The 24445-nt window shown below is 40.1% G+C and carries 23 protein-coding genes; 11 read left to right on the top strand and 12 right to left on the bottom strand.

Features of this window, described 5'->3' with window-relative positions; translation table 11 throughout:
* The first annotated feature begins 241 nt into the window (after positions 1-241).
* The 4 genes from ABDW32_RS17770 (at position 242) to ABDW32_RS17785 (ending at position 5265) form a co-directional block, all read left to right on the top strand.
* Entirely contained in the window at positions 242-1186 is a 945-nt protein-coding gene (locus ABDW32_RS17770) for a hypothetical protein (protein WP_343564810.1), read from the top strand.
* Between the two features lie 5 nt (positions 1187-1191).
* Entirely contained in the window at positions 1192-3180 is a 1989-nt protein-coding gene (locus tag ABDW32_RS17775; protein WP_343564812.1) for a TonB-dependent receptor, read from the top strand.
* A gap of 29 nt (positions 3181-3209) precedes the next feature.
* Positions 3210-4076: an MbnP family protein gene (locus tag ABDW32_RS17780; protein ID WP_343564814.1), complete on the top strand. Its 867-nt coding sequence runs from the start codon at positions 3210-3212 to the stop codon at positions 4074-4076.
* 172 nt (positions 4077-4248) lie between these two features.
* On the top strand, positions 4249-5265 hold the full coding sequence (locus ABDW32_RS17785) for a cytochrome c peroxidase (RefSeq protein ID WP_343564816.1): 1017 nt from the start codon (positions 4249-4251) through the stop codon (positions 5263-5265).
* Positions 5266-5314: 49 nt separating this feature from the next.
* On the opposite strand, the gene folP is transcribed toward ABDW32_RS17785, so the two are convergent.
* The 4 genes from folP to ABDW32_RS17805 form a co-directional block, all read right to left on the bottom strand.
* Entirely contained in the window at positions 5315-6154 is an 840-nt protein-coding gene (gene folP, locus ABDW32_RS17790; protein ID WP_343564818.1) for a dihydropteroate synthase, read from the bottom strand.
* A 53-nt stretch (positions 6155-6207) separates the two neighbouring features.
* Positions 6208-6687, bottom strand: coding sequence for a DUF4920 domain-containing protein (locus tag ABDW32_RS17795; protein WP_343564820.1), 480 nt, complete (start codon positions 6685-6687; stop codon positions 6208-6210).
* Positions 6688-6809: 122 nt separating this feature from the next.
* The gene (locus ABDW32_RS17800) at positions 6810-7388 is read right to left on the bottom strand and encodes an L-threonylcarbamoyladenylate synthase (protein ID WP_343564822.1); all 579 of its coding nucleotides are present in this window, start codon (positions 7386-7388) and stop codon (positions 6810-6812) included.
* 28 nt (positions 7389-7416) lie between these two features.
* Positions 7417-8235, bottom strand: coding sequence for a 2,3,4,5-tetrahydropyridine-2,6-dicarboxylate N-succinyltransferase (locus ABDW32_RS17805; protein WP_343564824.1), 819 nt, complete (start codon positions 8233-8235; stop codon positions 7417-7419).
* Positions 8236-8411: 176 nt separating this feature from the next.
* Here ABDW32_RS17805 and ABDW32_RS17810 point away from each other — a divergent pair, with 176 nt between their 5' ends.
* Positions 8412-8822 carry an RNA-binding S4 domain-containing protein gene (locus tag ABDW32_RS17810; protein ID WP_077438247.1) on the top strand — a complete coding sequence of 137 codons (411 nt, stop codon included), beginning with the start codon at positions 8412-8414 and terminating at the stop codon, positions 8820-8822.
* A 179-nt stretch (positions 8823-9001) separates the two neighbouring features.
* A complete protein-coding gene (locus tag ABDW32_RS17815; protein ID WP_343564826.1) occupies positions 9002-10054 on the top strand; it encodes an isoaspartyl peptidase/L-asparaginase in 1053 nt (350 codons plus the stop codon).
* Positions 10055-10318: 264 nt separating this feature from the next.
* On the opposite strand, the gene ytxJ is transcribed toward ABDW32_RS17815, so the two are convergent.
* The 5 genes from ytxJ to ABDW32_RS17840 form a co-directional block, all read right to left on the bottom strand.
* Positions 10319-10648 (bottom strand): bacillithiol system redox-active protein YtxJ, encoded by a 330-nt coding sequence (ytxJ, locus tag ABDW32_RS17820; protein WP_343564828.1) that lies wholly within the window; start codon positions 10646-10648, stop codon positions 10319-10321.
* 2 nt (positions 10649-10650) lie between these two features.
* Positions 10651-11391 (bottom strand): hypothetical protein, encoded by a 741-nt coding sequence (locus ABDW32_RS17825; protein ID WP_343564830.1) that lies wholly within the window; start codon positions 11389-11391, stop codon positions 10651-10653.
* A gap of 147 nt (positions 11392-11538) precedes the next feature.
* On the bottom strand, positions 11539-12027 hold the full coding sequence (gene ribH / locus ABDW32_RS17830) for a 6,7-dimethyl-8-ribityllumazine synthase (protein ID WP_343564832.1): 489 nt from the start codon (positions 12025-12027) through the stop codon (positions 11539-11541).
* Between the two features lie 83 nt (positions 12028-12110).
* A complete protein-coding gene (locus tag ABDW32_RS17835; protein WP_343564834.1) occupies positions 12111-12782 on the bottom strand; it encodes a tetratricopeptide repeat protein in 672 nt (223 codons plus the stop codon).
* 78 nt (positions 12783-12860) lie between these two features.
* The gene (locus tag ABDW32_RS17840; protein ID WP_343564836.1) at positions 12861-14786 is read right to left on the bottom strand and encodes a nucleoside-diphosphate sugar epimerase/dehydratase; all 1926 of its coding nucleotides are present in this window, start codon (positions 14784-14786) and stop codon (positions 12861-12863) included.
* 221 nt (positions 14787-15007) lie between these two features.
* Here ABDW32_RS17840 and ABDW32_RS17845 point away from each other — a divergent pair, with 221 nt between their 5' ends.
* Together ABDW32_RS17845 and ABDW32_RS17850 are read left to right on the top strand one after the other, a co-directional pair.
* Entirely contained in the window at positions 15008-16219 is a 1212-nt protein-coding gene (locus ABDW32_RS17845; RefSeq protein WP_343564838.1) for an alanine dehydrogenase, read from the top strand.
* Between the two features lie 206 nt (positions 16220-16425).
* On the top strand, positions 16426-17277 hold the full coding sequence (locus ABDW32_RS17850; RefSeq protein ID WP_343564840.1) for an alpha/beta hydrolase: 852 nt from the start codon (positions 16426-16428) through the stop codon (positions 17275-17277).
* On the opposite strand, the gene ABDW32_RS17855 is transcribed toward ABDW32_RS17850, so the two are convergent.
* Genes ABDW32_RS17855 through ABDW32_RS17865 form a run of 3 tightly spaced genes read right to left on the bottom strand, consistent with a single transcriptional unit; the run spans position 17274 to position 20313 of the window.
* Complete coding sequence (locus tag ABDW32_RS17855) at positions 17274-18368, bottom strand: ABC transporter ATP-binding protein (protein ID WP_343564842.1); 1095 nt, start codon at positions 18366-18368, stop codon at positions 17274-17276. The two genes, ABDW32_RS17850 and ABDW32_RS17855, sit on opposite strands and share 4 nt — an antisense overlap.
* The gene (gene tsaE / locus ABDW32_RS17860) at positions 18337-18747 is read right to left on the bottom strand and encodes a tRNA (adenosine(37)-N6)-threonylcarbamoyltransferase complex ATPase subunit type 1 TsaE (protein ID WP_343564844.1); all 411 of its coding nucleotides are present in this window, start codon (positions 18745-18747) and stop codon (positions 18337-18339) included. The genes ABDW32_RS17855 and tsaE overlap by 32 nt, the downstream gene beginning before the upstream one ends.
* Before the next feature lie 12 nt (positions 18748-18759).
* Complete coding sequence (locus tag ABDW32_RS17865) at positions 18760-20313, bottom strand: bifunctional response regulator/alkaline phosphatase family protein (protein WP_077438238.1); 1554 nt, start codon at positions 20311-20313, stop codon at positions 18760-18762.
* A 261-nt stretch (positions 20314-20574) separates the two neighbouring features.
* On the opposite strand from ABDW32_RS17865, the gene ABDW32_RS17870 reads away from it, so the two are divergent.
* From ABDW32_RS17870 to ABDW32_RS17880, 3 genes are all read left to right on the top strand, one after another.
* The gene (locus ABDW32_RS17870; protein ID WP_343564849.1) at positions 20575-21825 is read left to right on the top strand and encodes an HD domain-containing protein; all 1251 of its coding nucleotides are present in this window, start codon (positions 20575-20577) and stop codon (positions 21823-21825) included.
* Positions 21826-21858: 33 nt separating this feature from the next.
* Complete coding sequence (gene lpxD / locus ABDW32_RS17875; RefSeq protein ID WP_077438236.1) at positions 21859-22899, top strand: UDP-3-O-(3-hydroxymyristoyl)glucosamine N-acyltransferase; 1041 nt, start codon at positions 21859-21861, stop codon at positions 22897-22899.
* A gap of 143 nt (positions 22900-23042) precedes the next feature.
* Positions 23043-24443, top strand: a complete 1401-nt coding sequence (locus tag ABDW32_RS17880) for a bifunctional UDP-3-O-[3-hydroxymyristoyl] N-acetylglucosamine deacetylase/3-hydroxyacyl-ACP dehydratase (RefSeq protein ID WP_175992111.1) — start codon at positions 23043-23045, stop codon at positions 24441-24443.
* Positions 24444-24445: the final 2 nt, after the last annotated feature.

Raw genomic sequence — 24445 nt, forward strand, 5'->3', positions numbered from 1 at the left:
TAATTTATTCCGATGGAGCCATCGTGATTTATTCGATCGTAGCAGGAATAACCGGGCAAAGCTATTGCTGAATGCCGCTTAGTACACGCGATGAATAAATCTGATCGCTTTATCAGTACTGAATAAAAATTTAAGCAGATGAAAATTTTATTTGGACAGGTCGTCGTTTTTTGGATGACGGGTTCCAGCTCGTCCCCGTGCCAAAAGCCCGGCCTGTGAGTCAAGCTAAGATAGGATTTTTATGAAGGTAAGTTTATTGATAAAAACCATTGGTTTTTATAGTGCTATAGCATGCGTTTTTCTCGGATCATGTACAAAAGGAAAAACGGATTATGAAGCCGAAAGAGGTGGTGTTGTTGATGAGGTTGTTGAATTCAAGGAGGTTACAAGTGCTGTGACCGCTGGTTGCACGATCAGTATAGAGGCGTTGAATGGAACATTCTATCGCGGTTATAATGATATCCGCGTGAGAATCAAGGACACGCAAACGAATACGCCTGCGGAAGTGTCCAGCGTTACATTTTTGCCAATCCAGACTGCTGTTTCAGGAGAGAAAAGATCATGTCCAAATCAGTATGATTTCGGTTATAACGCGGAGAATAAGTATTTTTTCGGTTATACAGTTTTCACGAGCGAAAGTGGCACCGAAGGAAGTTGGACCCTCGATATCAGTTTCACAGTCGGTAATCAAACCGTTTCCCTGATAAAAGAGGTGTCGGTCAGACAGCAGACAAATAAAAATCTGAATATGACTGCCTTTACGGGGAAAGATGATCAGCAATATATCATCGCATTGGTTTCTCCGCAGAAACCCAATGTTGCAGAAAATAAATTGGTCGCTGGTATCTATAAATTGAATAAGCCACTTGATTCTTCATCGAAGAGCATCGCTGATCAATTGAAGTTTTCCTATTCGCAAGCCGATCTTTATACACTGAAGTTAGACCCACGTATGCCTGAACCTTCTATGGGCAATCACTCATCTCCTAACAACAAAGATTTGATCCAGGATAGGGACGGTTTATACCATGGTGTGGTGAATTACACCATGACAGGAAATTGGACATTAAATTTTATCCTGTTGGATCCAGATGGAAAAGTAGTCCGTGGTACTGAGGTGCCAAAGGATTTTACACCGGGAGTGGAAGGACGTAAGAGCGAGCTACATCTCGATATTTTATTCTAAGAATCATGAAGAAATTAAGTACTGTTCTTTTTATTCTTTCTCTTGGATTGAAAGTACATGGGCAGAATACCCCCGAAAAAAGAGATACAACCAGAAGGTTAGGCGAAGTTAATGTCGACGCACAGGTCAGGCGAAAAGTTGAAAGTGACCTGAAAATGGCTGTCTCCGTCGATGAGTTTTTGGCTTCAGCGGACAATATCAGCTTTATCAAGCGTGGGGCCTATGCATGGGAGCCTCTGTTAAATAACATGAGTACGGAGCGTTCAACCATAACCATTGATGGCATGCATATATTTGGCGCCTGTACAGATAAGATGGATCCCATAACTTCCTATGTGGAAAGTAATAACCTGTCTTCCATTGATATCAAATCCGGACAAGGGGGGAATATGCATGGAGCTACTGTTGCGGGAAGTATAGACCTTAAAAAGAGGAACACCCCCTTTGGTCTACCTCAAAAAATAGGCGGAGCTTATCAGACAGGATTCGAATTTAATAATAAGCAGGCATTTAATCTTGGTAATCTATTCTATTCAACAGACAATTTTGTTGCCGATGGTAGTATTGCCTATCGTAACGCAGGTAATTATTATGACGGGAACAACAAAGAAGTATTGCATTCACAATATAATAAACTGAACGCATCATTGGGCCTAGCCTATAAGACAAGTCCGCTTTCTGCCATCCGGGTAGATGCGATATTTGACCGTGCAAAAGATGTTGGTTTCCCGGCTTTGCCTATGGACCTCTGGTTATCACGTGCGATTATTACATCCGCATCCTATAAGCAATTGTTTGAGGAAGGTTTGGTAAAAGTATGGGATACCAAAGTTTATTTCAACGCTGTGGAGCACTATATGGATGATACGACGCGTCCGGAGAATTTGGTACACATGGATATGCCGGGATGGAGTACGACCTATGGGTTGGTATCAAAAATAAATTTGAAAAAAGATCAGTATTCCTCGGAAATACAGTTGAATGCCTATGATAATCTCTCTATAGCGGAAATGCGGATGTATCCTCAGGATCGTTCCAAACAAACCATGTTTGCCTACAGCTGGCCTTGGATTACAACCCGTTTTGCAAGTATTGCGATGAATAATTCCTGGGAAATTTCCGATCGAGATAAGGTGAATTTAGGCGGTTCGTTAGGCTGGAATTACAATTACTCAAAATACGTGGAATTTAACTGGATTTTTCATCCGGGAGCGCCACAAAAAAAGAACAGGGTACTTCCAAGCCTACAGGCCAGTTACGAGTTAAACTTAAATCAATTTGATATCGCAATCGGAACAGGCTTTGGACATCGTGCTCCTTCCGTTTCGGAAGCCTATGGCTATTATATCTACAATAGCTTTGATCGTTATGATTACATCGGAAATCCTGATCTCAAAAATGAGATTTCTTATGAGGTCAATGCCAGTGTTGGATTCAAAACGGAAAAACTAAGTGTTGCCGCAAAAGTCAACTACTTCTACATCGACAATTATATCATCGGACGGATCCTGAGTTTAGGAAGCCCCATGAATTATCAATCCATAGGTGTAAAAGGCTATACATCGTTGAAGTATGCGACGCTGTTTAATACAGCGGTGAGCATGGATTACAAAATCCTGGATAACCTGCATTGGAAAGCGGTGCTTACCTATGCCAGAGGCAAGGACGACGCGGGGGGAAATCTCCCTTTTATACGGCCATTGAGTTATCAGACAACACTGCATTATGGATCTAAACGGCTCGGCTTGCAGACTTCACTAAACGGTGATTTCGCACAGCGCAATTACAGCCCCATATACGGTGAAGATCTAACAGCGGCCTACAATCTGTGGAACCTGTCCGGAGATTACAGTTTCAGTCTTGGCAGATTCAAAACTGTTTTTCAGGTTGGTGCCGAGAACCTCTTGAATGAATATTATAGCACCTATGCGGATTGGGGAAATATTCCGCGGATGGGACGGAATATTTTCACATCCCTAAAAGTCAATTTTTAAAAATCAATCACATTTAAATAACACATACAATGAAAAAAACAACAAACTATCTGATTTTAGTGGCTGTTTCATGCGTAATGATTGCCTGTAGCAAAAACGAGCACAGCCCAGTCGCCAACAATATCAGTTTACATTTTAATAATACCTTTAAAAATAACACGATTGTTTTGGGGGGTGCCAATTCTGTTGATGCAACCAGCAATATTTCCGATAGCGCTCAAGTGCATCATCTCTCCGAGCTTAAGTACGTTGTCAGCAATATCCGGCTTGTAAAAGCAGACGGAACGGAGGTTCCCTACAATGTAAATGACTTGGACAAAGGTGCTACTGTCGTTAACCAAGCCAAACCGGCAAGTCTCGACTATATATTGACCAATATACCTGTCGGGGAATATCGGCAGCTCAAATTTGGACTAGGAGTGAAGCAAGAAATTAATACACTGGATCAGGTCAGATTTCCGGCATTTTATGCGGCGGCAGGTGCCAACGATACGGATATGATGTGGCAATGGGCAACTGGCTATCGTTTTACGAAGATCGAAGGTTTCTTTGGCAGTGAAAATAAAGCATTTCAGGTTCATACAGGAAGCACCTTGAACGGAGAAGGGGGTAAGCCCGAAACGTATACACAGGGTGTAGATGCCTATCGCGATATTACATTAGATCTTACAGCTGCCGCTGTCGTGGGCAACAATGCACCTAAAATCACCGTCAAAGCAGACTTGGATAAACTGTTGAGTGGACAAACGAGGGTAATCCTTACAGCAAAAAATGCGATTACACCGAGCCTGCATAGCAGCATGGCAGCCATGGAAGTATTTGTAAATAATATTGGTGGTAATGGCAAAGAGAATAAGAGTGGTATGTTCTCTGTTGAACGTGTAGAAAACAACTAAAGGAAACATAAATTGATAACAAGGTCATCCGGAGCTTTATTTTAAAAATAGTAATGTCTCAGATGTTCATAGGGTGACCTTGTTTCACTATAACATCTAACAGCTTCTTGTTGTTAGGCAAGCAACAATAACCGCATCGGCGGTTATTCTTAATACAAAATCACGTATTCGAATGAAAACAGTCCTATGGGTCTTAACCGCATTGTTGATTGCAATGTCATGCAGTAAAAGAGAAGTGAACGAATCAATCAACAACCCTGAAATTGCTTTGGAGACTCCTGCTGAATTTCCAGCTTTAAATAGTTCCGTAGCGCAAAATAGACCGACGAAATATGGGGTCGAATTAGGCGAGAAGTTATTTCATGAAAAGAGGTTCAGCGGAAACAATACCATTTCCTGTGCGAGTTGTCACAATCCCGCCCTAGCTTTTTCAGATGGCAAGCCACGGGCTGTCGGTATTTACGGACGGACGGGATTTCGCAATACCCCTGCCATCCAAAATATGGCATTTATGAAGTTTTATAATTGGGATGGGAATATCCTGCAACTGGAAAAACAACCGCTTGTTCCGATAATTACACATGAGGAGATGAACTCTTCTATTCTGGAGGTTATCGGTAAAATCGCTGGTGACGCCGATTATAAAAAATTATTTACGCAGGCCTTTGGCGATGGAACGATAACAGCTGATCGGATTTATCGCAGTATTGCACAATACGAGTATACTTTGATTTCAGCAAACAGCAAATACGATCGTGTAAAAAGAAATGAGGGCGATCAATTTACGGAGAAAGAAGCCCGGGGATATGCAACGTTTAAAAGTAAATGCGCAAGTTGTCATGGTACTGCATTATTTACCGATCAGAGTTTTAGGAATGTTGGCTTTCCATTGAATCCAAATGCGGAGGAAGCAGGACGTGGACGGGTGACAGGGCGTCGGGCAGATCAGATGGCCTTTCGCGTTCCGTCGTTACGAAATGCTATCTATACGGCTCCCTATGGGAGTTTTGGCCAATTTCCAACCTTAAGGTCTGTTTTGGATTATTTTGATAAGGGTGTCTTGGATGCAGAAAATCTTGACCCTATTCTAAAAGAAAATGGGAATCGAATTCCATTAACAGCACAGGAAAAGCTGGATATTATCGCTTTTATAGAGACGCTCAGTGATCCAACATTTATTGGAAAATAAAGCAAGGGGTAGGGTATAGTTCAAATCATTTTATCCATATACATACCTACTAATAGAAAAGATCTATGAGCTGTTTCGCTTCTGCTACATCATGGACACGAAGAAGCTGTACCCCTCTTTCGAGCAATAACGTGTTTAATGCAGTAGTTCCATTAAGGGCCTCTTGGGCTGTAACGCCCAATTTTTTGTAAATCATAGACTTACGGGATATACCACCTAAAATTGGTAGTCCAAAATAGTGGAGCTCATTAATACGGTATAACAATTCGTAATTTTGATCGATTGTTTTCGCAAAGCCAAACCCAGGATCGAGGATAATGTCCTTTACACCCAAATCTCTTAACTGCGCTATACCCTGTCCCAAAAAAGTAGCAACATCGGTCACGATATCGGAATATTCGGTTTGCTCTTGCATGTTTTCCGGAGTTCCCCGCATATGCATTAGAATATAAGGAACCTGATACTTGGCTACTGTTGCAAACATCTCCTCATCAAGCGTGCCACCAGATACGTCGTTGATCATGTGCACTCCAGCATCAATAGCTTCAGCGGCAACATCCGCCCGAAAGGTATCTATGGATAAGATGGCTTCTGGAAATGTATTTCTGATGGCCTGAATAGGGGGAAGTGCTCTGTCCATTTCCTCCTGTGAAGAGATCAATGGAGCACCCGGACGTGAAGAGTAAGCGCCAATATCGAGGATCTGAGCTCCCGCTTCTAAAAGATGTCCTGCTTTTTCCAGCGCTTTCTCCACCGTGGTATTATCGCCACCATCAAAAAAGGAATCAGGCGTTACATTGAGAATACCCATGATAACAGGTTTTTCAAATGTCATTAGTTTTCCACCGACGTTGATGGATGGGGCAGGTGCTGTCTGAAATTTTTTCATCGGAATAAATTGTTCTCCGCTGCTGGGGAGAGAATAACGATTATAAGTCCTGTTTATCTGACCACTAGAACACCATCAGCAACAATATTAATATCGTTTTTTGGCTGCGTTATCTGATTTATCTCTGCTTGCGATTTGCCGAGATCTTTTGCGGCATGTTGCAGGCTAGCCACTGACGTTTCTTTTTTCTTAGCTACCCCTACGACAACAACGGTCTTGCCAACGATATCTGCTGGCATAAAGAATCCGTAATCTTTAAAGCGAACCATAATAGGCTCCTCGCCATCTCGCTGTAGGGTCATAAAACAACCTTTCTTTTTGCAGACTTCAACAACCTTACCTTCAATTTTGCCCGTGAATGTATGCTTGCTGCTTAACTCTTTCTCTAATTTAGCAATAGAAATCGCCTTAGCTGCCTGAATTTCCTTTCCATATTTTACACCTGGCTTTGCCGAAGGGACCTCTTTTTTTTGTGCATGCAATTGTGTACTTACAGCAATTGACAGTGTAAAAAATAAAATAATCTTTTTCATCTGTATAGAAGTTGATTTTTAAAGTTTATGGAGCCATCCGATTTACTGCCCGGGCATAAGAGCCAAGTTATCATGCTTGCCTGTAAAGACGGTATTCAAATAGGATATAGGCCTGTTTTATATTACTTTCGAATAAATTCAAATTTACCACTTGGATCCAGTTTCATTACGGTAGACGACTTACCATCCGTTTTCACATGCCTATCGTATGCGACAATATAATCTACACCTGTTTTGATTTCTTCAGCGATTTCATTAAAATCTTTTGCTGTCGGTTCGCCGCTGATATTTGCGGATGTAGAGATGATGGGCTTACGGAAACGTTGCAGTAGCTGTTCGCAAAAAGGATGTTTGACAATTCGAATGCCGATCGAGCCGTCCTCTGCAATGGCATTGGGGGCAAGATTTTTGGCATTCGAATAGACTATGGTCAAGGGCTTGTCTGTATATTCAATAAGTTGATAAGCAACATCAGGGATTTCGTTTACATAACTAGCCAATTGGTTGTCGTTATGTAAAAGGACGATTAGGCTTTTGGACTTATCTCTCCCTTTCAACTGAAAGACTTTCTCTACTGCATCAGGATTGGTGGCATCACAGCCTATTCCCCAGATGGTGTCTGTTGGGTATAAGATTAACCCACCAGCTTTCAGCGTTTCCAACGCCATGTTCAGATCCTCTCGATCCACAAATGCACTCATTTTTTATTTTTTTAATTCTGATCTTGAATTAGACAGCCACATTATGCTCACGTAAAGCATCATTTAATGATGTTTTCTTATCGGTCGATTCTTTGCGTTGACCAATGATCAATGCGCAAGGAACTTGATACTCGCCAGCGGCAAATTTTTTAGTATAAGATCCAGGGATGACAACCGAACGGGCAGGGACATAGCCTTTGTATTCTACTGGTTCAGGTCCAGTAACATCAATAATTTTGGTTGATGCAGTCAATACGACATTTGCTCCTAACACCGCTTCTTTTTCGACGCGAATACCTTCAACAACGATCGCTCTTGATCCAATAAATACATTGTCCTCAATGATAACCGGAGCTGCCTGAACTGGCTCAAGTACACCACCGATACCAACACCACCACTTAAGTGCACATGTTTGCCGATCTGAGCACAAGATCCAACTGTCGCCCAGGTATCTACCATTGTGCCTTCGTCTACGTAGGCTCCGATATTGACATAAGAAGGCATCATGATGACACCTTTTGCTAAATAAGCACCCAAACGGGCAGAAGCACCAGGAACAACCCGTACACCAGTATGTTTGTAGTCTGTTTTTAGCTTCATTTTATCATGGAATACAAAAGGACCTGCAGTCATTTCGCGCATATCGTTGATCGGGAAATATAAAATAACAGCTTTCTTGATCCAGTCATTTACATGCCATCTGGTGCCAATCAATTCTGCTACACGGATTTCACCGCTGTCAAGCTTCATGATTACTGTCCGAATAGCTTCTGCATATTCCTTATACTCCAATAGTTGTCTATCTTCCCAAGCTTCCTCAATCAATTTTTTAAGTGGCTCTACCATATTATTTGTTTGCTTATTTGAATTTGTTTATTTTGATGTACAAACTTAGATAAAGTTGTATTTAAAAGCAACTTTATCGATCTCTCCCCAGCGGTGAAGAAAATATTCATCCGGAGAATCTGTTAATTTTGGGTGGAAATACCACGATAATTTGCTAATATAACTATTTTTGTGCTATGGCAGCAGCATCAGAAAAATTGAGAATTGATAAATATTTATGGTCGATAAGAGTGTTTAAGACAAGGACTTTGGCGACCGAAGCCTGTAAGGCGGGTCGGGTAAAGCTAAACGGTCAAAATATTAAACCTTCTTACGAAGTGAAGATCGGCGATGTCTATCATATCCAAAAAGGAATAGAGAAGAAGGTCGTTAAGGTAATTGGTCTTCTTGAGCGTAGGGTGGATGCAAAAACTGCTGTGCAGTTTTATGAAGATCAAACCCCGGTAGAAGATACTGTGGGTTATAAATCGGTATTTCAGGCACCAGTGCTTAAACGTGACCGCGGAACAGGAAGACCAACGAAGAAAGATCGTCGTGAAATAGATGATTTACAGGCTTCCGAATGGTGGGACAAAGACGATGAATAGGACAAAAAACATTTCATTTCTTCGGTAATTATTTGCAGCCAATCCGCCTCATCTGTCAATTATGGGAATTTATTTAAATGATGGCAGCAAACTGTGCTCGTAAAAATTCTTCGCTTCCTATGATGAAATATTTGTGACCAAAAATAGGGTGCAAAATTTAGGCTATATACAAGAATAATATGAAGATACATGCAATGATAGCGATGATTATCGGAGCTGCTGCGGTTGCGGCTTCCTGTAATCGCAACGATGGAAATAAAAAAGAAGAAATGAAAGAAAAATTTGTTCTGGCAATTCATGGTGGAGCAGGGACAATTTTGAAAAAAAATATGACCGACTCGATGGAGCAGGCTTATAAAACTGTCTTAGAACAAGCTTTGAATGAAGGCTATAACCAATTGAAGGCGGGACGTTCCAGCTTGGATGCGGTTGAGCGCGCTATTCATGTGATGGAAGATTCTCCTTTGTTTAATGCCGGAAAGGGAGCTGTATTTACAAACGCCGGAAGAAATGAAATGGATGCGTCTATCATGGACGGTAAAACACTGGCTGCAGGTGCGGTTGCTGGGGTTACAACTATTAGAAATCCCATTTCCGCAGCGCGTGCGGTGATGGAAAAATCCGAACATGTGATGATGGTAGGCAAAGGAGCAGAAGAATTCGCCAAAGAAGTGGGTTTACAGCTTGTGGATCCATCTTACTTCTGGACTAAAATGCGCTGGGATGCCTTGCAAAAAATTAAAAAGGAAGACAGCACCAAAACACAGCTGGATCACGATCAGAAGCAGAGCTCACGTTTAGGGATCCTTAACAAGGATTCTAAGTTTGGGACAGTGGGTTGTGTCGCATTGGATAATCAGGGAAATCTAGCTGCGGGTACCTCGACCGGTGGAATGACCAACAAAAAATTTGGCCGTGTAGGCGATTCACCAATTATTGGCGCAGGAACTTATGCGAATAATGCGACCTGTGCAGTTTCCTGTACCGGTTGGGGTGAATTTTATATTCGTAGTGTAGCCGCATATTCGGTTTCGGCCTTAATGGAATATAAAAATGATAATATATGGCAAGCCGGCCAAGCGGTCATTGATCGAATTGGAAAGATGGGCGGAGATGGCGGAATGATCGTCATGGACAAGCAGGGGCATGTCGCTATGCCATTTAATACCGAAGGTATGTACAGAGGGACCGTAACCAAAGACGGTAAGGTAACAGTAGAGATTTATAAATAATCAAACAGATACAGCTCAGCTCTCGCCAAAGATTTAATTGTGAGTTCATAGATGTCCTCCACGCTAATCGAAGAGTCTGCGGAAGATATAAGGATGAAGGGACAATGATTGTCATTCGACAATACGGTAAAACTGGTTGGGGAATCCCAAGTCATCGTTATCCAAAACTCATGCGAATTAAGCAAAAAATTTAAAGGAATGATGACTTGGGATCATCTCACACTGAGCGCTTATGATAAGGGCAAAGTGTTCATGATCAAATAACTATAGGTATTTTTCAATTTCGTCAAATTGGATATCCCCATGCGAAGCATTGTAAAGGCTATTTTTACCTTCGACAATAAGTATTTGCGGGGATTGATGCTCAATATTCCAGCGTTGTGCAATTTCATTGGAAAGCGCGCGATAACGCAACAGGTCTAAAAGATAAATCGAATAGTCTTGATCAGCAGTATTTGACATCCGCTCCAAGCTGCGTTTTGCCATATTACTGATGCCACAAGTCGTACTATGCTTGAATATGGCAGAAACTTTATCTGATTGATATAGCGCCTGTAATTGTTCTTCTGTATTTAATTCTATCCAATTGATCATAATTATAATTCTTTAAATTTCTTTTGCTCGACTTGTACAAAGGAGGAGATCGAAGAGAAGACGCAGGTTCTCTTGTCGTTGCTTGCTGCGCTAAATAAACTGGGCAGACGTATTCCATCTCCTATTTCTTTGTATTTGCTAACCTCATAACTGATTTTTTCTGATTTATCAGTGTATTCATAACGAGTAATTTCGCCCGTATTTTGATCGATATAGATTAAACCCTCCAGTTTCGAACCGAGAACTGGGGCTGAGGAGGTAATACTTGCGATTGTAAGTTTTTGTCCACCAATAAAACGTTCTTCCTGAATTTTAAACTGCACACTTCTTTGCTCTATTAGCGTGGGTAGCAGAAGTAGATTAAGGTCCGCAAAAAGCTGGTTTTTTATGGATTTCTTTATTTCCTGTCTGTCAGTAACTGCATTGCCCGCAATAAAAAGTTTATCGGCACTGCTTCCTTTAAAATTGAATAAATAGGTCACCTGATCAGAACCACTGAACCCATCGAATCTACATTCTCCCGTGGTTCGGTTAAAGAGGAATTTACGTTCTTCATTGGATAGCTCTTCTGATACGGTATTTCCTTTCGCTGAAAAAGCGAGATACTGTAGGGAATCCCATTTGCCCTGCCCACCGATACTACGCCAGATCTGTTTGTTCAGACTATCATTCTGGGCAGATAAATGCCCGGAACCGAAGAACGATAACATCAATACTAAAAGTATGTTTGAGAATGTTTTCATAATCATATCTAAAAAATAAAAATCGATTAATAAGATATTATCATACTTTATTAATCGATTTATTTAAAATAAAAGTACTCCTGCGTTTTTATGTTTTAGCCCAGAATACTTTTTCATGATTAAATAATAGACAAAATTGATACCAAACTAGAATTTTTTAGCAATGGCAGCCATTTGTATTGCTGTAATAGCGGCTTCTTCTCCTTTATTGCCATGTTTTCCACCAGCGCGATCCAAAGCTTGTTGCAGGTTGTCCGTCGTCAGTACGCCAAAGATAACCGGTTTGTTATATTTTAGTCCTACATTTGACACGCCATTTGCAACCGCATGGCAGATAAAATCAAAATGTCTGGTTTCTCCCTGGATCACACAACCCAAACAGATAACAGCATCAAAGCTTTGATTTCTCAATGCCAGATCCGCTCCGGAAGTCAGTTCGAAGCTCCCTGGAACTTCAATGATTTCGATATTACCTTCTTTTGCGCCATGTTTTTCTAAACCTGAGATTGCGCCGTTCAATAATGCACCAGTAATTTCTGCATTCCACTGTGCAACTACAATTGCAAATTTGAATGGACTTGCATCCGCAACTTGGATATGCGAAAAGTCTGATAGATTTTTAATGCTACTTGCCATAATAGATACAAAGATAATGAATTTAGATGGTCACAAAAAAAGAGGCTATCAAATAGCCTCTTTTTTTGTGTATTTATGATCTCTTATAAATGTGCTTGTACTCTGCCCAGCAGACCGTCGATTGTCGATGCTTCCTGGCTTTCTGGGAAATCAGTTTTGATTTTTTGGTATGCTGTTTCAGCACTTTTGTAGTCGTTTTGTGCTTCATAAACAAGTCCTAATTTTTTTAAGAATAGTGGAGTTGTGTATGAGTTGCTTGATTTTTCAGATGCTTGTTTATAGTAATCAGCAGCTTTTTTGTAGTCTTTTAACTCTGAATAGGCATCACCTGTTAAACCGATAACCAGTGGGTCTAAGATTTGACTTCCTGTAGGTGAATATTTTTCCAATGCTTTTACAGCATCATCAAATTTTCCTTGACGTAGGTAAAGCCCACCTAAATATGCATTTGCAATATTTGCAGACTTTGTATTTGAATATTCTTCAGCAATTTGTTTAAAACCAAGGAATGATCCATCACCTGTAATCGCTTTATTCTGTAAAGAGTCAATTGTAACAAGCTGCTCGGCTTTATACATGCGATTTGATGCTTCTTCTGCGCGCGGTTGCAAATAGAGCTTCTCGTATCCAAAGTACAGCAAAATCAATACAACGATACCACCTAAAATAAACGCAACGCTTTTTTGGTTATCCTGAAAAAAAGATCCTTTTGAAGGTTTTAAACCTTGATTTGTATTATTTGTATTTTTAGACATTACTAATCAGTAAAATATGGATTGCAAAAATACAATTTTCGAACAAATTTGCAAGTGTTTTGGAAATTTTAAAGTGAATTAACTTTTGTTTTCGGACTCATTTGATAATTCGATTTCTTTATCCAATTGTTCGTAGATCGAATTTTTGCTTTTAAATTCCGGAACGATCAACTTCATTTGGTAAACGACCTCGTTCTTATTTTGAGTGGCTAATCTTTCTTTCAATTCCGCTAATTTTAAACTGACAATGTTATAATTATTTTCACGCACTTTGGCGATCATAATTTTCTCATGGTGTGTTGGAAGGGTATTCTCGAGGTCGTTTAGTAGCTCTTCATAGAGTTTTTCGCCTGGTCTTAAACCAGTGAACTTGATTTCGATATCTTCATTTGGCTTAAATCCGGAAAGACGGATCATCTTCTTAGCAAGCTCAACGATCTTCACGGATTTGCCCATGTCAAAAACAAAGATTTCTCCGCCCTGGCCCATAGCTCCAGCCTCAAGGACTAGTCGGCAGGCTTCGGGTATAGTCATAAAATAACGTGTGATTTCAGGATGTGTTACTGTAACAGGGCCGCCTTTTTGGATCTGATCTCTAAATCGAGGAATAACAGAACCATTTGAGCCAAGAACATTTCCGAAACGCGTAGTAATAAATTTTGTACTGACTTTTCCAGTTGATAAACTCTCCAAATGATTGTTCAACGACTGTACATATATCTCCGCGATTCTTTTTGTTGCTCCCATAATATTTGTTGGATTAACAGCCTTGTCTGTTGAAACGAAAACAAATTTTTCGACCTGAAATTCCACCGCTAGATCAGCTAGATTTTTCGTGCCCATAACGTTGGTTTGTACAGCTTCAAGCGGATGATTTTCCATCATAGGAACATGTTTGTAAGCCGCTGCATGATAGACATAGTGTGGTTTGAATGTTTCAAAGAGCAAGCGCATTCTTTCTGTACTTCGGATATCCGCGATATAGGTATGGTATACCTGATTTGGAAATTCGTCCTGCAAATCCAGTTGTAAATTGTGTAATGGCGATTCTGCCTGATCACAGAGAATAATCATCTGTGGTTCATATTTGCCTAATTGAGAGGCAATTTCGCTTCCGATGGAACCCGCAGCGCCGGTAACAAGAATTCTTTTTCCTTTTGTTTGGCTTAGGATATGGTCGTCATTGATTTTGATTGGATCCCTTTCCAATAGGTCTTCAATTTTTATTTTTTGGATCTGGTTAGGATTAAGATCCCCATTCATAATCTTTTTGACAGGGGGAAGGGTTAAGATACTAACATTCCTTTCCAAAGCAATATCCGTAATTTCATTTTTGCGCTCTGAGGGAATATTGTGTGATGCAATAATGACCTCTTCAACATTCAGGGTGTTGATCAGATGGTTAAATTTTTTAGATGAGTAAATTTTGGTGCCATCAATCACTTTGTTGATCTTCTGGTCGTTATCGTCCAGAAAACCGATGATCGCATTTTTCGATCTCAGATCGTGATCTAAGGTTCTTTTTACAGCAATGCCGAGATCACCGGCGCCATAGATCAGGGTTTTCTTTCTGGTGCCATTGACCTTTTTAGTATAGAGAAAGAAAATTTTGATGATAGTTCGATATACGGTTAATATTAAAAATGAGAAGAGTGCAAAGAAAATAATTAATGCGGTGGGGATATTACGTTCAATTTCATTAGCCTGAATAATCAATTTGATGATTAAAAGCATGAAAACACTAAATATGATGGTGGATAATATCCGGATGGAGTCAATTGCACTTGTGTAACGAATGATCCCGGTATACATCTTGAATAGGTAAAAGGACAGGGAACAAACGCTTACAAATAAAATATACCTTATGCTGAAATCGATATCAAGGAGAAAATCGAAATTAAAATCGTAATAAATGATGTTTGCAAGGAGATAGGCAACAGAGACACTGAAAATATCCAATAAAAAAATGATCCACCTGGGTACTATACTGATTTTACTTAGCATCGTATTATATCTGATTAATTTAGACAAATGTAGATAATTTTGTTTCATTCCCATGGTCTTCTATGCATTAATCTTTATACTGTCCAATGATTGCTGAAGGCTAACCAAAGATCGATGGCCTGCTGTTAAAGGCAGGCAGCGAGCAGTGATTCTAGCAATTTTATCTGCGTTTGATTAGATTGATTATTTATCGTAATTTTAACTAAAGTCAATTTAATAAAATGAATGAGTTAGGAAAGCTTGCGAGCCAGGCCATGATTTCTCCAAAAGAGATGCTTTTTGAGAAGAAAAAGAATGGAAAAAGTCTTTTTATTGGGATTCCAAAAGAAATCTCACTTCAGGAAAAGCGTATATGTTTAACACCATTGGCTGTGGCACTGTTGGTCGAAAACGGGCATGAGGTCTTAATTGAGACTGGAGCTGGAGCCGGGGCTAATTTTTTGGATCACCATTATAGCGAGCAAGGGGCCCGTATCGTGACGTCTAGAGAAGAAATATACCAGGCAGATTTAATCATTAAAGTTGGCAGTCCTACTGTATCTGAAGTCAAATTGATGAAAGAAAGGCAGGTACTATTATCTTCTCAGCAACCGTCTTTAATGAATGTAGAGGTATTAAAGGCACTTATGCATAAGAAGATCACAGCAATCTCTTACGAATACCTACGCGATGAAGGTGGATGTTTGGCCGTGGTGAGGGCAATGAGTGAGATTGTCGGGGCGACGGCAACGTTGATCGCCGGAGAATATTTAAGTAATGCTTTCGGCGGAAAAGGACTCATGCTTGGCGGTGTCACCGGAGTCGCCTCTACTGAAGTTGTCATTATCGGAGCTGGGACAGTGGGGGAACAAGCTGCTCGTACTGCCTTGGCCCTGGGCGCACAAGTAAAAGTATTCGACAATTCAATTTATAAACTTCGACGTTTGCAAAATAATCTCGGAAGCAGGGTTTTCACTTCGGTCATTCAGCCTATCATTCTCAATAAAGCCGTAATCAGTTCAGATGTCGTTATTGGCGCATTGCGCGCACGCAATGGCCGTTCTGCTTGTGTGATTTCCGAAGAAACAGTGTCAAAGATGAAGCCGAACTCGGTTATTATTGATGTCAGTATTGATCAGGGGGGGAATTTTGAGACATCGGAAGTAACTTCACATGATAAGCCCGTTTTTCGAAAATTTGATGTCATTCATTATTGTGTCCCTAATATTGCGTCGCGGGTAGCTCGTACAGCAACTTATGCCATGAGTAATATTTTTACCTCGATCTTGTTGGATTTTGCCGAATTAGGTGGATTGAAAAATGCAATTTGGAAAAGCCCCGGGATAAGAAGTTCAATTTATCTTTATCAGGGCAACCTAACCAATGCCGATATGGCGTCCCGCTTTAATATGACCGCAAAAGATTTGGACTTATTGGTAGTTTCCTCGCTATAATGAAAGCCTAATACCATAAAATACAATACAGATGAAACTATCATGAATTATTCGAACAGAGTGAAACGAACGAAATGAGCTCATGGATGTCTTACAAAAATAATGAGTAAACGAACTCATGAATCACAAATATGGACGAGTAATCACATCGTGGGGATAAATAACGCTGATAGCTTAACCATAACTGAAAAACCAAATTTAAAAGGATGAAAAAAATACTTATGATCTTATGCGCTATAATTTCGCTTGCCAAAGCTCAGGAAGCGATTAATCTTTATCAGGATTCAATTCCAAATGCTACGGACAAAGCCCAAGCTTCGCTGGAAAAAAACAGACCGCAATTATTTATTTACACCCCGGATCAAAATATAGCTAAAAATATCGCCGTACTCGTTATTCCTGGGGGAGGATACGCGCATATTGCAATGGATCACGAAGGGCATGCGGTTGCCAAAGAACTTGTAAGCAATGGATATGCGGCCTATGTCTTGCAATATAGATTACCGTCCCCTAATATTATGCGGGATAAAAGTATCGGACCCCTACAAGACGCCCAACGGGCAATACAGCTGATCCGGGAATCAAATCCAAAGTTTAAAAAAGTTGGTGTTATTGGTTTTTCAGCTGGCGGGCATTTAGCATCAACACTGATGACTAAGTTTAAAAATGCTTACATCAGTAATCCAGCGCATATCTCATTGCGACCAGACTTTGCAGGATTGATATATCCTGTTATTTCGATGCAGAACGATGTGACGCATAAAGGTTCGAAAATGAATCTCCTTGGAGAAAATCCTTCCGAAGGACTAGTTCAATTATTCTCTTCAGATCTACAGGTTTCACCTGAAGTCTGTCCTGCTTTCTTTGTGCATGCCAAAGATGATACTGCTGTTCCGATCGAAAACAGCTATAGAATGATGGCTGCACTGGATAAAGTCCATGTCCCAAATAAGCTTTATGTTTTTGATCAAGGGGGCCACGGCTTTGGATTAATTAATAAAACCTCGGAAAAAAAATGGTTTGATGCATTTTTATCCTGGTTGTCAGATTTGCATTAATCGAAAGTGACCCAATTGGAAATTGTTAGATCAATAGCTTGATTTTTCTCTGGGATTAACTGTGAAGTGCTGATACAATGTAGATCAACGATAGTATTGGAAATTACAAGTTCGTAATAGAAACCCCTGAATTTAATGTCTTTGACAAAGAAAGACGACGCTTCTGTTGGCGAAATAGAAATCCATTCTTGATGAATGGCAATGGACTTATCGCTTTGGATACCTAAATTTTGAGCTTTTTCGGGGCTGAGGATATTGCTTTTTGCCAATAATTGTGCCGTATAAGGATGTGATGGCTGACTATACAATAGGTGAGGATTATTCTGATCTAATATTTTTCCCGATTTCATGACAATAAGGTTGTCCGCCAGCGCGAGTACCTCTGTGGGGTCATGTGAAACGAGGATGATCGTAAGACCTGTTTCCTTAACGATATCTTTGATGTCTTGCTGCAATGTGTCTCGAAAGGACGCATCAACTTGATTAAATGGTTCATCCATCAGCAATACTTCCGGTTCATTGATCAATGCGCGGCAGATGGCAACACGTTGTTTTTCTCCCCCACTGATGTCAGCAACTCTTTTCTTTGCCAGATGATCGATGCGCAGGCGTTGTAAAATTGCAGCGGTTTTATCCTGTTTCCGCTTGATATCCGTATTAGGCAGCTGTGAAGCAACGTTATCCCATACATTCGCATAGGTGTTTAGATCGTCAAACCCCTGCGACACCAGTTTCATGGCATCATGTCCCGGTATGAGCTTGTCTTTGCGGGTAGGCACTTGCCAGCCTTTATACCGGACGACACCGTTTGTCGGTTCCAACAGACCATAAATTAATCTAAGTAATGTACTTTTCCCGCTTCCTGACTCTCCAATAATAGCTGTTATTCTCCCGCCTTCGATAGCAAAAGACGCATTTTCAACAGCAAACTGCACATTGTTTTCATGGAATGAAAAACTTAGATTTTCGGCATGAATTGCTGCTAATCCCGGTACGTGGGTATCGGAAGGGATATATTGACAAGAGGACGGATGAGCCATAATGGGGATGAAAGATAGTTTAACGGATAGAAATTTTACGTGTTGCTGCATCTAAGATGCTGATCTGTATTTCTTTTGCTTCTTCTGGTAGTAAATTTGGTATTTTCTCAGGCCATTCAATAAAACAGTACGCGCCTGAATAGAAATACTCCTCATAGCCAAAATCAAAGGCCTCCTGTTCATCTTTGATCCGATAAAAATCAAAATGATAGATTGGCCCATTGTCAGAATCATACTCATTGACAATGGAGAAGGTGGGACTAGAAGTACTGTCTTTTACGCCCAGCTGTTCACATAAATATTTTATAAAGGTCGTTTTTCCTGCTCCCATTGGGCCATATAATAGAAAAATTCGATCCGTTGGAAAACTATTTAAAAGAGTTTGTGCCGCAGCAGAAAGATCAGCTGTTGTATTTACGATAATTTCCATGCTGCAAAATTACTATTTCGGCGAGTATGTCGCAAAGGGGATGATCATTTCTTCCAAGGATATTCCGCCATGTTGGAATGTCCCATTGAAGTAATTGACAAATTGATTGTAGTTGTTTGGATATACAAAGTAAGAATCCTCTTTGGCAAATACATAGGTGGAGCTGACATGCAGCTTCGGTAACTGTGCCTCGTGCGGGTTCCTGATCGTAAACACATCCTTTTCAATGTAGTTTAGATTTTTTCCTTGTTTATAGCGGAGATTAGTGTTTGTATTTCTATCGCCAACGATTTTGCTTGGCTTTTTTACCCGAATCGTTCCATGGTCTGTGGTGATAATAACCCGTACCTTTTTCTGTGAAAGCCATTTGAGCGCCTCTAGGAGGGGTGAATGTTCAAACCATGATAAGGTAAGCGATCGATATGCTGCTTCATCGTTGGCCAATTCGCGGATCATGGAGCTATCTGTCCGGGCATGGGACAGCATATCCACAAAGTTGTAGACCAAGACATTGAGCTGATTGTGCATCATATTGCCAAGATTGTCCAAAACATCCCTCCCTTGTTCAAGTGTTAAAACTTTCGTGTAGGAATGTTTTATTGGTTTGCGGTACAACCTTTTGATCTGATCATCAAGGAATTTATCTTCATATAAATTCTTGCCACCTTCATCTTCATCATTTTGCCATAACTTCGGAAAACGTTTTTCCATTTCCAGCGGGGTTAAGCCACTGAAGATGGCATTTCTTGCATATTGCGTCGCTGTAGGCAGAATACTGAAATAATTGATCTCCTCCTCCAGTCTGAAGTAATCTGTAATTACTTCGTTGATGATTTTCCACTGATCATAACGTAAATTGTCTATCAAGACGAAAAAGGTGGATATTTCTTCCTCAAGTACTGGAAATACTTTCTTTTTAAACAACTGGTGGGATAAAATAGGTGCATTTTCAGGTCTACTGATCCAGTTGATATAATTGTTTTCGATAAACTTTGAAAACTGCATATTTGCCTCGGACTTTTGCATCGTCAGGATTTCATGCATGTTGTTGTCTTCGAGCTTCTCAAGAGATAATTCCCAGTAAACAAGTTTTTTGTATACTTCTGACCATTGGCTGAAATCCAGGTTGTCATTTAATATCATGCCCAGGTTGCGGAAATCTTGTTGATAGGCCATGGAAGTTTTCTCATTGACAATGCGTTTGTTTTCAGTGAGTTTTTTTATGGTCATCAAAATCTGTTTCGGATTTACCGGTTTGATGAGATAGTCATCTATTTTAGAACCGATCGCATCTTCCATGACGTGCTCTTCTTCATTTTTGGTGACGAGTACAATCGGAACTGTGGGGTTAATGGATTTGATGATCGCGAGTGTTTCGAGCCCGGTCAATCCCGGCATGTTTTCATCTAGAAATATTAAGTGAAAAAAACCATTTTTAAAGGCCTCAACCGCATCGTTTCCATTGTTGACCGTATCAACTTTATACCCCTTACTTTCTAAAAATAAAATATGAGGTTTTAGAAAGTCAATTTCGTCATCAGCCCAGAGAATATGTGTTTTTTGCATCTTGTTATATATGTCTACTATAAGAGAGGTTGATATGTTACTCAAATCGTAACAAAAGAAAAATACCTCGTTTATTGAATGGATTTCAATATCGTACTATTATAAGCAAATATCGTGCTTTAGATTTATTTTTAACATTTCTTAACGATGAACTAACTATCTTTGTTTTAAGTTTATATTAGTGATAACCATAAGTTTGTATGTTACATAACTGGGTTTTCTATTTAATATGTTGAAAAGTAGCATTAATTTATCGCCGCATTGAACAAAAATAAAATCATTAATGATCCTGTATACGGGTTTGTTGCCATTCCTACAGGTTTGGTCTTTGACCTTGTACAGCATCCCTATTTTCAGCGACTTCGTTATGTCAAGCAGGTGAGTATGACACATTTGGTGTATCCGGGTGCTTTACATACACGGTTCCAGCATGCTATCGGAGCAATGCATCTGATGTCGATGGCCCTGGAAACCCTTCGGAGTAAAGGGGTCGAGATTTCTGAAAAAGAAGAAGAAGCTGTCTTAGCCGCGATTTTACTGCACGATATCGGGCATGGCCCCTTCTCGCATTCATTGGAACATAGTTTAATTGCAGGTGTTTCGCATGAATTGCTGTCTTCATTACTGATGGATCGCATGAATCAGGATCTGGACGGGAGACTAAGCCTGGCGATTGATATATTTAATAATAAATACGCACGAAAATTTCTCCATCAGCTTGTCTCCAGTCAATTGGATGTAGACCGTATGGACTATCTGAATAGAGATAGTTTTTTTACTGGCGTTTCTGAGGGGGTGATTTCATTTGACCGCATTATAAAGATGTTGAATGTGGTGAATGACGAGATTGTCGTTGAATACAAAGGGCTTTATTCGGTGGAAAAATTTCTTATCGCGCGCAGACTGATGTATTGGCAGGTTTATTTACACAAAACGGTAATAGGAGCGGAACAATTATTGATTAAAATTTTACAAAGAGCCAAATATTTAACAGCATCTGGGGTACAACTCTTTTCTACTCCAGCATTCCACTGGTTTTTGAGCCAAGAGATTGATCGTACAAATTTTATGGCAGACCCGTTGCATTTAGACTGGTTTACTCGTTTAGATGATACAGATATTATGTCAGCGATAAAAACATGGGAACTGCACGAAGACAAAATTTTAAGTAAAATGTGTCAGCGGATCATGAAAAGGGACTTGTATCGTTCAATCATGAGCAACAAACCCTTTTCTCCGGATTATATTGAACAGGTAAAAAACAGCGTTCGACAGTTTCTGGGGGTGAAGGAAGAGGATATTCATTATTATGTGTTTACGCAGGAAATTCATAATCGTGCATATGACCCTTCCAATGACCAAATCAAGATATTATTGAAGTCGGGCGAACTGGTTGATATTACTGAGGCGTCGGATCTTGGAAATTTAGAAGCATTATCAAAAAATGTGTCCAAATATGCATTATGTTATCCAAAAGAGGTCGGATATATTGCAATTCCTTCCATGGGATAGTTATTTTTTAATAAAAAAACATAGATTTGTACCATGCAATTTACTGCTCAACAAATAGGGACATTATTAGAAGGAAGGATTGAAGGGAATCCAGAAGTTACTGTAGGTAACCTTGCCAAAATTGAGGAAGGTAAAAAAGGCGATCTTTCTTTTTTGTCAAATCCAAAATATGAGCATTTTATTTATACGACTGATGCTTCGATAGTGATTGTAAATGAAGATTTGCAATTGATGCAAGCAACCAAACCCACACTGACGATTATTCGTGTTAAGAACGCCTATGCAGCTTTTTCTACCATATTGAATATGTACAATGAGTTTCGTCTTGATAAAAGTGGACGCGAAGAACCTTGTTTTATACATCCTGAGGCGACAATAGGAGCGGGGGGCTACATTGGAGCTTTTGCATATATCGGTAAGGGCGCTAAGATCGGAGATCATGTTAAGATTTATCCCCAGGTTTTTATTGGCGATAAGGTCACAATCGATGACAATACGACGCTTTACCCCGGCGTAAAGATTTATCATGACTGTAAGGTAGGGAAGAATGTTGTTGTGCATTCAGGTGTGGTGATTGGTTCGGATGGTTTTGGTTTTGCTCCGCAGGAAGATGGTTCTTATAAGAAAGTTCCACAGATAGGCTATGTGCAGATCGAGGATAATGTTGAGATCGGCGCAAATACGGTGATCGATAGAGCTACAATGGGAGCAACTATTGTGCGTGAGGGTGTCAAATTGGACAATTTGATTCAAATTGCACATAATGTTGATATCGGTAAAAATACAGTAATAGCTGCACAAACAGGTATTTCTGGAAGTTCAAAAATTGGAGAGCGTGTGGTATTGGGTGGACAGGTTGGTGTTGTAGGCCATATCGTTGTGGCTAAAGGCTCTCAGATACAGGCTCAATCAGGCGTTAACAGATCAATAAAAGACGAAGGGAAAAAATGGGGCGGAACACCAGTAATGCCTTATCAGCCGCAGTTACGATCAAACGTGATATTTGCGCGCTTACCTGAGTTGGAGAAACGTATCCAGGAGCTGGAGAAATTAATAGAATCGAAGTTAAAATAATCTTTTTTCATTGAAATAAACTGTTATTTAATTGTAATGAAGCTATCATGAGCAGTCCTAGCTTGCTGCTATTTCGATATAATATTATAATCTCATGATGGTTTTGTCAAAAGAAGTTTTGATTTAAAAATATGTTATTAGAAATGAATGTGAAACAGAGAACCATCAAAAACGAGGTTGAAATTTCGGGGGTAGGTCTTCATACAGGAAAAATTGTATCGATGACAATCAAACCAGCTCCGGAAAATCACTGGTTTAAGTTCAGACGTGTAGATTTAGACGGTCAGCCAGAGATATTGGTTGATGCAGATAATGTCACAGACACTTCCAGGGGAACCACGATTTCTCAAAATGGAGCAAGTGTTAGTACAATAGAGCATTTAATGGCATCATTAATTGGTTTACAAATCGACAATGTCCTGATTGATATTGATGGTCCTGAAATTCCGATATTGGATGGTAGTTCGGCAATTTTCGTGAAACTGTTGGAAGAAGCAGGGTTTGAAGAACAGGAAGCAGATAGAGATTACTATGAAATCTCCAATAATATTCATTATGCAGAGCCTGATCGTAAAGTCGAGATCTTGGGTATGCCGATGGATGGTTATCGTCTGACTTGTATGATTGATTTCAATTCACCTGTTTTGGGCAGTCAACATGCTGCGATTACGTCAATAGAAGATTTTAAAGCTGAAATCGCATCTTCACGTACCTTTTGTTTCCTACATGAACTGGAGATGCTGGTCGATCACGGGTTGATTAAAGGGGGAGATCTAAGCAATGCGATTGTCATTGTAGATAAAGAAACTTCTCCGGAGGAGTTGCAAAAACTGGCTCATCTTTTCCATAAAGAAACCGTTGCTGTAGCAAAAGAAGGTATTCTGAATAATAATCAATTGCGTCATCAGAACGAACCAGCGAGACATAAGCTGTTGGATATGGTTGGTGATTTGGCGCTGGTGGGCAGGCCTTTGAAAGGTCATATTATGGCCGCTCGTCCTGGACATGCAGCGAATGTTGCCTTTGCAAAGAAAATCAAAGAGCAGATTAAAAAAGATAAAACACGCAAAAAGATAAAGGTTTACGATCCTAATATGCCCGCATTGTATGATACGGTGGAAATCATGAAAATTCTTCCGCATCGTCAACCAATGCTCATGGTCGATAAAATTTTAGAATTAACGGAAACCCATGTGGTAGGGTTAAAGAATGTGACCATGAATGAAGATTTGTTTATGGGACATTTCCCCGGAGCACCATTATTCCCGGGCGTATTACAAGTCGAAGCAATGGCGCAGACTGGTGGGATCTTGGTCTTAAAGACTGTTCCAGATCCTGAAAACTGGTTAACCTTATTTCTCAAAATCGAGAATGCACGCTTTAAAGCACAAGTAACTCCAGGAGACTCTGTTATTTTTAGATGTGATCTGATGGAACCGATCCGGAGGGGCATCGCTAAAATGAAAGGTGTGGCCATGGTGGGAGAGAAGATTGTCTGTGAGGCTGAACTTATGGCACAGATCGTAAGAGTAAATAACAACTAAAG

It is taken from the genome of Sphingobacterium sp. (assembly GCF_039596235.1).
Lineage (GTDB): Bacteria > Bacteroidota > Bacteroidia > Sphingobacteriales > Sphingobacteriaceae > Sphingobacterium.